The organism is Streptomyces sp. GL_148, assembly GCF_057834205.1.
Genome location: NZ_CM174396.1, coordinates 7,514,728 through 7,527,423, shown reverse-complemented (window position 1 = coordinate 7,527,423; position 12,696 = coordinate 7,514,728). Strand labels below are relative to the sequence as shown.

The window sequence follows — 12,696 nt, the reverse complement described above, 5'->3', positions numbered from 1 at the left end:
CCGCGGAGTTGCGGCGTTCACGGCCGCGCCTGTTCGCCGGCGAGGTCGCCGACGCGCACCGCCGCTACCGCGGCTATCAGGAGCTGCTCTCCGCGGAGCTGGGCGTGGGCGCCGAGCGGCGCCATCCCGCAGCTCCTCGGACAGGACCGCGAGCGGCAGCTCGCCCTCGCCGCGGAGTCTGACCGTGCTCCGTGCCGTCGCAGCGCAGCCGACACCACGCCGCCCGCCCGTCCCCCCGATCAGCGCACGTCGGCCCGCGCCGCGGTGTCGTCGATGAAGCCGCCCGACTGGTGCTGCCACAGCTTCGCGTAGGCGCCGTCCGCGGCCAGCAGTTGGTGGTGCGTGCCCTGCTCGACGATCCGTCCGTGGTCGAGGACGACGAGCTGGTCCATGGTGGCGACCGTGCTCAGCCGGTGCGCGACCACGAGCGCCGTCCGCCCCTCCATCAGCCGCCACAGCGCGTCCTGGACCAGGATCTCGCTCTCGGAGTCCAGGGCGCTGGTCGCCTCGTCGAGGAGCAGGATCGGCGCGTCGCGCAGGATCGCGCGGGCGAGGGCGACCCGCTGACGCTGCCCGCCGGACAGCTTCACCCCGCGCTCCCCCACCATGGTGTCGAAGCCGTCCGCCAGGCCGTCGGCGAACTCCGTGACGTGCGCCGCCTCGGCCGCGCGGCGGATCTCCGCCTCGGTGGCGTCCGGGCGGGCGAAGGCGATGTTGTCGCGCAGCGTGCGGTGGAACATCGCCGGGTCCTGGGGGACGTAGGCGATCAGGCTGCGCAGGTCGGCCTGACTCAGCCGGCTGATGTCCTGGCCGCCGATCAGGATCCGGCCCGCGTCGATGTCCGTCATCCGCAGCAGCAGCCGGGTGAGCGTGGTCTTGCCCCCGCCGGACCGGCCGACGAGACCGAGCTTCGACCCGCCGGGCACGGCCAGGTCCAGGCCGTCGAAGAGCGGCTTCCCGCCCTCGTGGCCGAAGACCACCCGCTCGAACCGCACGTCGGCGGCCGGCGGGCTCCGCAGTGGTTCCGGCTCCACCGGGTCGAGCACGGTCGGCGGTGTCAGCAGCAGTTCGGTGAACTGCGCGGCCTCCGTCATCGAGCTCTCCAGGCGGCGGTAGATCTGGTTGAACTCGAACATGATCCGCGTCGCCCCGGCGTAGTAGGTGAAGGCGACGATGACCGCCTCCACCCCGTGCGCTCCCCCGCCGAGCACGATGGCGAGCATCAGCCCCAGCACGTTGGTCGCCACGGACAGCGGCGCGACCAGCGTGTCGATGCGCAGGTTGCCGTAGTCCCACGAGCGCAGGGTGAGCTTCCTCGACTCCGCCACCCGGGTGCGGTGTTCGGCGGCCTCGCGCGATTCGGCGGCGAACGCCCGGACGGTGTCCATGTTCATCAGGCTGTCCGCCACGTGGCCGGACACCCGGGCGATCGCTTCCTCCCGCCGGGCGACGAGCACTTGGCGGCGGCGGATCAGGGGCGCCACGCCCAGTCCCGTGACCGTGATCATCGCCAGGAGCCCGACGACGAGCAGCGGGTCGTACTGCCACAGCACCACCGAGGCGAACAGCAGGGGCACGAAGCTGCCCATGACCGAGAACGTCAGCGTGTCGACGAACTCCTCGAAGCGGGAGGCGAAGCTCAGGACCCGCTTCGTCAGCGATCCGGCGAAGTTGTCGTGGAAGAACGCCGCGTCCTTGGCGAACAGTTCGTCCATCCCGGTGACGTACAGCTGCTCGATCCCGCGGGCGTCGAGGCGGTTCAGGCAGTGCAGCCCGATGCGCCAGAACGCCTCCGAGAGCAGCAGGACTCCGGCGAAGGCGAGGACGTAGGGCATCGCCCAGCCGAGTGCGCCGCCGACACCCTCGGCGACTCCCTCTCCTCCCTCCCCTCCCCCTCCTCCCTCTCCTCCCGCGATCCGGCCGACGAGCTTCGCGACGACCAGCGGCGCGATGTAGTGGATGCCGATGTTGCCCAGCGCCGGGAGCAGCATCGCGGGCGCCGTCAGCCATCGCAGGCGGACCAGCTCCCGCCCGTAGTAGCGAAGTGCGAGCAGTACCGGACTCCTGCGCGGTGGACTCGCGTTCAGTGAACTTTCGTGCGATTCGGGCGATCCCATCCCAACCCTGCCTTCTCGGACCGTCTGGTCAGAAAGCGGAGTGTCCCGCACGGGCGCCCGCGCGGTCCAAGGCTTTTCCTGCGATAGCCCAAAACCGGCCGACCTGGACGCGAAACCCGACCGCCGTTCGCCTGGTGTACGCGCCGGCGTCACGCGAGGCTCCCTTTCCGGAACCCCGGACACGCTGTGCTGGGGTACTCAGTCGCCCCTCAATGTGGAGGTCGTTCCCGCCATGGCAGAACTCAATCGTCGGCGTTTCCTGCAGCTCGCAGGCGGCACCACAGCCCTGACGATGCTGGGCGAGAGCATCGCCCGCGCCGCCGCCATCCCCGCGCAGGGGACCACCGGCTCCATCGCCGACGTCGAGCACATCGTGGTGCTCATGCAGGAGAACCGTTCCTTCGACCACTACTTCGGCGCGCTGCGCGGTGTCCGCGGCTTCGGCGACCCGCGCCCGGTGACGCTGCCCAGCGGCAAGTCCGTCTGGCACCAGTCCGACGGCACGAAGGAGACGCTGCCCTTCCGGCCGCCGTCCGAGGACCTGGGCATGGAGTTCCTCCAGGGCCTCAACCACGACTGGGCGGGCGGCCAGAGCGCCTTCAACAAGGGCAAGTACGACAACTGGGTGCCCGCCAAGACCGCCACCACGATGGCCCACCTGACCCGCCAGGACATCCCCTTCCACTACGCCCTGGCGGACGCGTTCACCGTCTGCGACGCCTACCACTGCTCGTTCATCGGCTCCACCGACCCCAACCGCTACTACCTCTGGTCGGGCCACACCGGCAACGACGGCCAGGGCGGCGGCCCGGTCCTCAACAACGCCGAGGCCGGCTACGGCTGGACCACCTACCCGGAACGCCTGGAGGCGGCCGGAGTCTCCTGGAAGGTCTACCAGGACATCGGCGACGGCCTCGACGCCGCCGGCTCCTGGGGCTGGATCAACGACGCCTACCGCGGCAACTACGGCGACAATTCGCTGCTGTACTTCAACACCTACCGGGACGCCCAGCCCGGCAGCGCCCTCTACGAGAAGGCCCGTACGGGCACCAACGCCGCTGCGGGCGAAGGCTACTTCGAGAAGCTGCGCGCGGACGTGGTGGGTGGCACCCTCCCGCAGATCTCCTGGATAGCCGCCCCCGAAGCGTTCAGCGAGCACTCCAACTGGCCGTCCAACTACGGCGCCTGGTATATCTCACAGGTCCTGGACGCGCTCACCGCCAACCCCGACGTGTGGGCCCGTACCGCACTCTTCATCACCTACGACGAGAACGACGGCTTCTTCGACCACGTCGTCCCGCCGTACGCCCCCGCCAGTGCCGCGCAGGGCCTGTCGACCACGCCCACCGCCCTGGACGTGTTCCCCGGCAAGGCCGGGTACGTGGCCGGACCCTACGGTCTGGGCCCGCGCGTGCCGATGCTCGTGGTCTCCCCCTGGAGCACCGGCGGTTACGCCTGCTCCGAGACCTTCGACCACACGTCGGTCATCCGCTTCATGGAGCAGCGCTTCGGCGTCCACGAGCCCAACATCTCGCCCTGGCGCCGCGCCGTCTGCGGCGACCTCACCTCCGCCTTCGACTTCGCCCGCAAGGACACCGCCCCGGCCCCGCTGCCGGAGACCGACGGCTGGTTCCCGCCGGACCGCGAGCGCCACCCCGATTTCCGGGCCACCCCGCCGGCCAAGGGGACCATGCCGCGCCAGGAGAAGGGCCTGCGTCCCACGCGCGCGCTCAAGTACGCCCCGTACGTGGACGGTGCCGCGCTCGTCGCGGAGGGCACGTTCCGGCTGACGTTCAGCGGCGGCCCCCAGCTGGGCGCGCAGTTCTACGTCACCTCCGGCGACCGCACCGACGCCCCCTGGACCTACACCACCGAGGCCGGCAAGTCGATCGCGGACACCTGGAACACCGCTTACTCGGCCGGATCCACCGACCTGACCGTGCACGGGCCGAACGGCTTCCTGCGCGGCTTCCGCAACCCCGGGACCACCCCCGGCCCCGAGGTCACCGCGCGCCACAACGCCGCCACCGGGAACCTGGACCTCACGCTCACCAACGCCGCGGGCTCCACCGCCACGCTGACGGTCGCCAACGCCTACGGCGGCAGCCCGAAGCGCCTCACGGTCGCCCCGGGCGCCACCGTGAAGCACACCGTCTCACTGAAGAACACCCGCCGCTGGTACGACGTGACGGTCACCGCGTCCGGCACCCCGGGCTTCCTTCGCCGCTTCGCCGGCAAGGTGGAGACCGGCGCGGCGGGCCTGTCGGACCCGGCGATCCTGACGGAGACCTCCTCCTGACGGAGACCTCCTCCTGACGGAGGGTCGCCGGACAGGTCGCCTGGGGCCCCGACGGCGTCACCATCGGCAAGGACGACCTCGCCGCTCAGGTCGAGCAGTGCTACGTCAACATCGCCACCGCCCTTGCCGCGGTCGGCGCAAGGCCGCCTGTTCTCCCTGCGTTTGCCCGGATCCCGCACTGGCGCCGCACCTCCGTAACCTGGGGCTCATTGGCTCACACCCTGAGTTGACGAAGATCAGCCGAGCCCTCACGGGTCGGCATGCGAGAGCGGGTACATCGGTGGAACGCAGGGCGGCTTTCGGCGGCAGTGGGCCCAGAAGGCCCAGGAGACCCAGAAGGCCCAGACTGACCGGCTTCCTGGTCGTGTTGGCGACCATGGTGGCAGGGCTGGCGGCGCCCGAGGCGGGCATCGCCGTCGCGGCGGAGGGGCCGCCGAACAAGTACGGACCGCTCCAGATGCAGAGCGTGGCCTCCGGCCTGTCCGTGGCCGTGGAGAACGGCGACATGGTCCCGACCAAGGCCATCCGCCAGGAGCGCTACAAGCGCGACAGCGAGCAGGAATGGTGGATCGAGCCCGGCGGCGAGGGCTACCACATCAAGAGCAACGTCAACGGCGCGTACTGCCTGGGCCGCACCCCCGACGGACTCACCACGGAGCTGCTGTCCTGCGCGGACGAGCGCACCGACTGGCTCTTCGACGAACTGGGGACGGACGTCTACCGGGTGCGGGTCCCCGGCCAGAGCGCCTACCTCCGCTCGCCGGGCACCGGTCACGAGGAGCGGCTGACCGTCGGCCCGGACGCCGGGGCATCCACCCGGTGGTACCTCACCCAGACCAGCCTCACCAAGGGGACGGCGCCCGCCGACCCCCGCCTCGACGAGGCCACGTTCCTCACCGCACACAACGCGTGGAACAGCTACGGTGAGGGCGGTGCCCTCGCCGTCAACCAGAGCCGCTCGCTCAACCAGCAGCTCGGTGACGGCGTTCGCGGCCTGATGCTCGACATCGCGGTGTGGAACGGCGAAGTCGTTCTGTGCCACGGCGGCAACTGCGACCTCGAAAGCGCCAGCCGCATGGGGGTCGGCTCCGAGCCGATGAGGTTCAAGGACATGATGGCGAACCTCGTCACGTCCATGAACACCGCCGACGGCCCGAAGCCCATCGTCACGATCTTCCTCGAGGACTACGTCACCGACCGGGCGCTGCTCGACAACGTCATCAATGAGGTCCCGGGCCTGAAGGACCTGGTCTTCGACCCGGCCGCCCAGAGCGTCACCGAGAACGGCTGGCCCACCCTCAGCGCCATGCGCAGCAGCGGCAAGCGACTCCTGATCTTCTCCAGCGCCGCGGCCACACCCGGGGGCGTGGCCATGCAGGACAAGTGGACCGTGGAGAACTACTGGAGCCTGGGCGCCCTCGGCGGCAACTGGGACTGCTACACCCGGTGGGACAACCGCCCGCTGACCACGACGGCCGGGCCGGGAGCCAACTTCCAGCCCCTGATGGTCATGAACCAGTTCCGCGATGCGCCCACCGTCATCACCGCCGCCATCGACAACGGTGACAAGCTCGTGGAACGCGCCCGCGACTACTGCGGCCCCGCCGCGCGCAAGAAGCCCAACTACGTGGCCGTGGACTTCTACGAGCTGCCGCTGGGCGGGTCCACGATCCGGGCCGTCGAGGAGATCAACACCTACGCGTACACCGTCGGCGCCTCCGGACCCCGCGACCCCGCCCCCGCCCCGCCCACCGGGTTCCCGGCCATCGGGACGACCGCGACCAACAAGGCGTACTCCTTCCTGCGGTCCAAGATGAACGAGTACCCGGCGCCGGTCTCGCACGGCCTCCCGCGCAGCTACACCGGCGGACACTTCGCCCCCGACGGGCAGTTCGGCGAGAACGGCTTCGAGTCGAGCTTCGTCTACGACGACGCCCTGATGGTGATCGCCCTGATCAACAGCGGCTACGGACCCGACATCGACAAGGCGAGGACCCTCGGGAACGTCCTGCTGGAGGCCCAGGCGCTCGACCCGGCGGGTGACGGCCGCCTGCGCGCGTCCTACCTGCCCAACCCCTTCATCACCCGGCAGGGCACCCCGTACGTCGGCGGATTCGCCACCTACACCGGGAACATGGCCTGGGTGGGCATGGCCTGGTCGCACCTGTACAAGGCCACGGGCGACCAGCGGTACCTGGACGGGGCACTGCGCGCCGCGCAATGGATCCAGAGCAACGCCGCCGACGACCGCGGCGCCGGCGGCTACACCGGCGGCTACCTGCACGACGACTCCGGGGCGCTGATCCGGAAGCTGACGTGGAAGGCCACCGAGCACAACATCGATGCCGGCGCGTTCTTCGCGATGCTCGCCCAGATCACCGGCGACGGGCAGTGGTCCACCCGCTCACAGAACGCCTTCGCCTTCGTCGACAGCATGCAGGCCGACGACGGCCGGCTCTGGACCGGAACCACCGAGGACGGCGTCCACCGCAACGACGAGGTCGTACCCGCCGACATCCAGGCGTGGAGCTACCTCGCCACCCTCGACGAGGACCACTCCCGGGCCTTGGACTGGGGGCTGGAGAACCACTCCGCGCAGGACGGCCCGTACCAGGGCCTGGCGTTCAGCGGCGCGGACCGCAGCAAGGTGTGGTTCGAGGGCACGGCCCAGTTCCTGACCGCGCTCAACGTGCGCGGTCGCGCTTCGGACGCGCCCAAGGCGGCGGCGTTCGTCGACAGTCTCGAACGGGCCCAGCGCGAGGCCCCCAACCACGACGGCTACGGCATCGTGGCGGCCTCCCGCGACGGCCTGGACACCGGCATGGGCGACCTCTACTACGCCTCGCTGCACACCGGCGCCACGGCGTGGTTCCTGCTGGCGGCCCGCAACACCAACCCGTTCCGGCTCTGACAGGCACTCACCCACACCGCGGGTGTTGCCGGACGGAGCACCCGTCCGGCAACACCCGCCGGGCTGTGGACGCGTTCTGCGCGGTGGAGATCGTCGCTTTGCGGCTGCTGGCTCCCTACCTCGGCCTCACCCTCGAGACCAGCACCATGGTGATCGGCATCGCCCTCACCGCGATCGCCCTCGGCTCCTGGCTGGGTGGGCGGATCGCCGACCAGGTCAACGCACGCCGGCTCATCGGTCCCTCACTGGGGCTGTCCGGAGCGGTCGTCGCACTCACCCCTGCCCTGCTCCGCACCACCGCGGAGTGGGCACCGGCGCTGCTCCTGCTGATCGCGGCGCTGACCATCCTCGTGCCCGGCGCGCTGCTCTCCGCCGTGACGCCCATCGTGACTGTCGACGCCCCCGCGACCCAGGCAGCGCTCGACGCCCGGCAACCCGGCTGGAAGATCACCACCGGCGACGACCTCACGTCGTGGATCGGCGATGCCCAACCGCTCACGGACGACCACGCCCCCGTCGACCAGCTCCTCCAGCCGTACGGGTCACGAAACAGCCGGTGAGCTCAGAGGCTCGGTGAGGCGAGGCGGCATCGACCGTCCCCTCGCACTACCGCCGCGCATCACGGTGGCCCCCAGATCCGCGGGGCCCAAGCACGGACGGATGCGCGGGCCTGTACAGGAGATGGCGGAGCGGACCGGAGCGCCCCGTACGAGTGATCATCGGTGTGTTTACGTGGAGCCGTGGGCCGTCGTCGCCAAGGATGCGCGCATGCGCCTTACATCTTCCCTGCTGAGCCGTGCCCTCGTCCCCTTCGTGGCCTCCGTCGCACTGCTGACCACGACCGCCGCCGCTTCATCCGCCGCCTTGGAGTCGTGCGGTTCGGTCATCACCGCCCCGCTCGCACCGCCGGTTCCCGCCGACGATCCCTGCCCCAGCACCGACCCGGTCGTGTGCCGCATCCGCGTCCTGCCGATGGAGGAGAAGGTGGAGGCGCAGCGGACCCGGATCCGCTACCACGGCCTCCTGGAGGACATGCACCGGACCGAGGCGAACATGCGCGAGGCGGGAGCCTCCGAGGAGGAGATCGCGAGGGAACTGGTCGACATGCGCAACCAGGCCAAGGAGATCACCCGCGCCGGCATGACCCCGGAGGAGGTCCGCATCCTGGAGGACCGGAACACGGCCAAGTACGGCAACCCTCTCGGACCCACCGCGGACCAGCTCTACGCCAAGTACGGCTCCTGGGAGAAGGTCACCGACGCCTCGATGCGCACCAGCTACGCCGTAGACCGCGAACTCAGCCTCGAATACCGCCCCTGCCCGTTGCGGTGATGCCGGAGACAGAAGAGGCCCGGATCCATGAGATCCGGGCCTCCTACAGCAGTAGCGGGGACAGGATTTGAACCTGCGACCTCTGGGTTATGAGCCCAGCGAGCTACCGAGCTGCTCCACCCCGCGTCGTGAGCACCACCCTACGGCACTCCGGCACGTGCGATCGTCGTGGCGGTCGCTTGTGGTCGCAGGCTTGAGGTGTCGACCTTTCCCCTGCCTCCTACTGCGCGGGTGCCGACACGGTGACCCCGTCCGTCTTCAGGTGCAGGCCGTCCGGAACGTGTAACCGTACATCCCCCGGTCTCCGCCGACTGTGAGCCCACTGCCGTCGGGGCGCCAACTGCACGTGCGCAACCCGCCTTCTGTTCGCTGAGCCGCCACCAGTTGCCCGCCGGCCCGGTCCCAGATCCGGAGCGTGGCGTCGTCGCCCACCGAGGCTGTCCACCGCCCGTCCGGGGAGACCGCGACCGACCTCACCGGCCGGGAGTTCCCGGTGTGCAGTGCTCCGTACGCGCCCGTCCGGGCGTCCCAGATCCGTATGGTCCCATCGTGGCCCGCGCCGAACAGCCAGCGCCCGTCGGACGTCATGGACAGCGCCAGCACGGCCCCCCGACCGCCCCTGAGCCGCGCCGTCCGGGTCCGGCTGAACAGGTCCCAGATCCACACGTCGCCGTTCGCCTCGCCGGTCACCAGGCAGGAGCCGTCCGGGAGGAACAGGACCGCGTGCGCCTCGCTGTCGGTTTCGAAGTCGGCCAGCAGTTCGCCCGAAACCGTGTTCCACAGCCGTACGGCCTGGCCCGCCGCGGTGGCCAGCCGGCTCCCGTCCGGCGCTGCGTCCAGGGCGCTCACGTCGCTCTGTACGCGCCGACTGGCATGAACTGTAAGACGAGTTCCGGTTCCGGTTCCGGTGTTCCACAATGACACACTGCCGTCATCTGAACCGCGTGCCAGCCAGGACCCGTCGGGGGCGAAGCACAGTGACGTTCCGCCCGTCCAAGTGGTGCCTTCGAGCGTCTCAGCCACGCTTGCGTCATCCGCCTGGTGCAGCAGAGTCGTCCTCGTAGAGCCGCGGGGGCAATACACCGGCAACCCACCAGCGGCGAACGGCTCCCTCGTTGTCCGCGGTGATCAGGAAGCGGCCGTCCGCGGAAAAGGCCGCGGTGTACGCGGGCGCGGGCTCAGCGCGGCCCGCGCGAATCCGTGCCACGCGCCTGCGAGAGGTCATGTCCCACAGCGCGAGCCAGCCGCCGCCTTCGGACGCCACCAGCTGGCGGCCGGTCGGAGAGGCGGCGAGCGTGTCCGCGGGACTGTCGCCGCCTCCGGAGCGCCGTGTCAAGGTCGAGACCGGGCCGCCCGTCGTCACGCACAGGTGCCCGTGACGCGTCCGCGCGGCGTACCAGCTGCCGTCAGGGGCGGCAGTCAGCCGACGCAGCCGTTCGGAGACGGTGAACAGGGGCACGGCCTGATCCGGCCGCAGCGGGTCCGCCCGCAACACGGTCCGGCCCGAGGCCATGAGTAACGACCCGTCCGCCGGGACGGTCGCGAGAGCGTCCACACTGTCCCGAAACCTGTGCCGGGCCAGCACGGCGCCGGTGCGCGGCTCGCGTACCACCAGCTCACCCATGGCGTCGCCCGTCGCCAACCACGCCCCGCCCGGGCCCGCCGCGACGGCGAGCACCGGGTGCTCGAGGTCCCCGGGCCAGCTGAGGTCGCGCGGCGGCACCGGGTCCGGCGCGTCGGGCAGCGGCCAGTGGTTGGCAAGCAGCGGCTGCAGGCCTGGCTCTGCGGCCCGCCGCGCGGCGACCTGCCCGTCCCAGTGGGGGAGGCCGGCCAGGCGGCTGTGCAGGACGGCTGTCAGGATCCGGGCGGGCTCGATGGGGGCGAGGAGGTGGGCGATCCGGCCGAGGTCACGGGCGAGGGCGGCCGCGGAATCCGTGGGGATGCGGGCGAGGTCGCCCCAGGGCGCGGACGGGCCACGCTGGTGGAGGCGCGTCTCCACCCACTGGAGGTCCCCGGCCACTCGTTCGGCCCGGGCGCTCTCGCCCGCCGCCAGCAGGTGCTCGATCAGATGGTCGAGCAGGTAGCCGTCCCCGACCGTTACCCGCGTGGGCGTGCCGGAGGGCAGCGCGTTGTCCCGCAGCGCCGCGTTGACCAGGGCCGCGTGCAGCTCTCGCAGCTCAGCCGCGCTCAGTTCGCCACGCAGGTAGTCGCGCAGCACGTCGTGGAGGGTGATCCGGCCGCCGTCCTGAGGGCTCAGCGTGATGAGGGAGAGCCGGTCGAGGTCCGCGCACAGGTCCCGGGAGCGTGCCTCGGACAGCCCGGCGGTGGCCTCCCACAACCGTACGACGAGCGGGACGGGGATCGACTCGTCCTCCACGAACACGCCGAGTTCGATGAGCCGTCGCGCCCCGCCGTCCGGCAGCAGGGTCGTCGCCGCCTCGACGCTCGCCCGCACGGCCCGCGATCGGCGCGCGGGATCGTCCAAGTCGAGCTGCGCGGCGGGGGCCTCGCCGACGGCCGGGCCACCTGCGCGCAGGTCCTCCAGCGCCTCGGCCGCGGCCAGGGCGGCGTCGGCGCCGGTGGCGGCCCGCCGGGCGATCAGACGGTTCGTCAGCCGCAGCAGTAGCGCCCACCGGCCGGTGGCACGCAGCAGCCCGGCAACCGTCTCCTCCGGAAACTCGGGCACATCTGCAGTCAGGACCGCCCGCGCCTGGTCCGGCGTCATCTCGTCGACACGCAGCCGTGCGGCGCCGTCGGGCAAGACGGCCGGGACGCGAGTGGTGACCAGCCGTACGCAGTTCCGCCCGCCCCGGAGAAAGGGCGCCAGTTGTTCCGGCTCCCAGACGTCGTCCAGGACCAGCAGGGTGCGCGGCCGGTGGTCCAGCAACCGCCCCAGGTGGTCGCCGGCCCGATCGGGATCCTCGAAGGCGGTGGAGTCGCCGGTGATGAAGGCCGTGGTCTCCACGACCTTGGCCGCGATCGCGGGACGTCCGCGGACGTCCCGGCCGATGGTGACGGTGTAGACGCGACCGCGGAAACGCCGGCGGACCCGCGGATGGGCGCAGACGAGCGTGGCGAGGGTGGTCTTGCCGAAGCCGCCGGCCCCTTCGAGCGCCGTGGTGATCCCCACCGCGCCGGCCCCGCGTCCGCAGACGGCGGCGACGGCCCGCCGGGTTTCGGTGCGGTCGACGACCCAGGCCGGGACGACGGACGGCCCTGGCGGCGGCGGGTCTTGGGCGGCTCCGGTGGGCTCCCGGCCGAGCAGCACGGCGGCCACGGCCAAGAACACCGCGCCGACCGCGAGTCCGCCGACCCACGGCCAAGGGTCGGCCCGGATGCGATCGAGTACGCCGGGCCAACGGTTGTCCGCCGTCGCCGCGTTTGCCGCGAGCGAGGCCAGCACGGCGACCCCCGCAGCCATGGCCGCCGCCAGGCAGATCGCCATCGTTCTACGCAAGCGCCGCATCCGCGCACCCCCTTGCAGCGGAGGCTACCGCCGCGTGGCGCAAGGGGCCGGAGTTTCACCAAGCAACCGGTGGCAGCCCGCTCCCATACCCGGCATTGACCGGTTGGTGGCATGACGAACTGGCCCTGTCCTCGGGCGCGAGAAGGACTGGCGGCAGCCCGGTTCGGCCTCCGGGCGCGGGTCCCGTCCTGGATCTCCGTCGGCAGCGGCCCCCAGGGGCCGGGGCCGGCGCGACATCACCGTGAAGTCCTGACCTGGGTGAGACATGCCGTACGGCGACCAGCGCACCTTGACCGGGTCAATGTGCGTTTCGGGCCGGTCAAGTGCACTGGTCCCCAACTGGTCCCCAAAAACGATCAAGGGGCCGTTTTGGATTGCTCCAAAACGGCCCCTTGATCTGCGACTCTTTCGAGTCGGGACGACAGGATTTGAACCTGCGACCCCTTGACCCCCAGTCAAGTGCGCTACCAAGCTGCGCCACGTCCCGATGTGCTTCTGATCTGGGGTTTCCCCCGTCTCGGCGGCACATGCAGAACATTACCCCACACCGAGGGGTGTCCATGCACCGGTT

General features: G+C 71.0%; 6 protein-coding genes, 2 tRNA genes and 3 pseudogenes. 5 read left to right on the top strand and 6 right to left on the bottom strand.

From position 1 onward, the window contains the following. Nucleotides 1-239: 239 nt before the first annotated feature. Nucleotides 240-2,117, bottom strand: coding sequence for an ABC transporter ATP-binding protein (locus AC3IYI_RS34020; protein ID WP_489407274.1), 1,878 nt, complete (start codon nt 2,115-2,117; stop codon nt 240-242). 232 nt (nt 2,118-2,349) lie between these two features. Between AC3IYI_RS34020 and AC3IYI_RS34015 the strand changes: the two genes are divergently transcribed. From AC3IYI_RS34015 to AC3IYI_RS33995, 5 genes and pseudogenes are all read left to right on the top strand, one after another. Next, entirely contained in the window at nt 2,350-4,416 is a 2,067-nt protein-coding gene (locus AC3IYI_RS34015) for a phosphocholine-specific phospholipase C (protein WP_489407273.1), read from the top strand. A 23-nt stretch (nt 4,417-4,439) separates the two neighbouring features. Further along, nucleotides 4,440-4,553, top strand: a pseudogene (locus AC3IYI_RS34010) (RidA family protein); the annotation flags it as partial. Nucleotides 4,554-4,792: 239 nt separating this feature from the next. Then, nucleotides 4,793-7,327 (top strand): phosphoinositide-specific phospholipase C-related protein, encoded by a 2,535-nt coding sequence (locus AC3IYI_RS34005; protein ID WP_489411775.1) that lies wholly within the window; start codon nt 4,793-4,795, stop codon nt 7,325-7,327. Nucleotides 7,328-7,398: 71 nt separating this feature from the next. Then, a pseudogene (locus AC3IYI_RS34000) lies at nt 7,399-7,719 on the top strand (fused MFS/spermidine synthase); the annotation flags it as partial. 376 nt (nt 7,720-8,095) lie between these two features. Continuing rightward, complete coding sequence (locus AC3IYI_RS33995) at nt 8,096-8,659, top strand: hypothetical protein (protein ID WP_489407272.1); 564 nt, start codon at nt 8,096-8,098, stop codon at nt 8,657-8,659. 52 nt (nt 8,660-8,711) lie between these two features. On the opposite strand, the gene AC3IYI_RS33990 is transcribed toward AC3IYI_RS33995, so the two are convergent. The 5 genes and pseudogenes from AC3IYI_RS33990 to AC3IYI_RS33970 all read right to left on the bottom strand — a co-directional run bounded on the left by AC3IYI_RS33990 (nt 8,712) and on the right by AC3IYI_RS33970 (nt 12,612). Next, nucleotides 8,712-8,785, bottom strand: a tRNA-Met gene (locus AC3IYI_RS33990). A 132-nt stretch (nt 8,786-8,917) separates the two neighbouring features. Beyond that, on the bottom strand, nt 8,918-9,508 hold the full coding sequence (locus AC3IYI_RS33985; RefSeq protein WP_489411774.1) for a WD40 repeat domain-containing protein: 591 nt from the start codon (nt 9,506-9,508) through the stop codon (nt 8,918-8,920). Nucleotides 9,509-9,601: 93 nt separating this feature from the next. Beyond that, nucleotides 9,602-9,682 (bottom strand): annotated as a pseudogene (locus tag AC3IYI_RS33980) (hypothetical protein); the annotation flags it as partial. Nucleotides 9,683-9,689: 7 nt separating this feature from the next. Further along, on the bottom strand, nt 9,690-12,104 hold the full coding sequence (locus AC3IYI_RS33975) for an NB-ARC domain-containing protein (RefSeq protein WP_489407271.1): 2,415 nt from the start codon (nt 12,102-12,104) through the stop codon (nt 9,690-9,692). Between the two features lie 434 nt (nt 12,105-12,538). Next, a tRNA-Pro gene (locus AC3IYI_RS33970) sits at nt 12,539-12,612 on the bottom strand. Nucleotides 12,613-12,696: the final 84 nt, after the last annotated feature.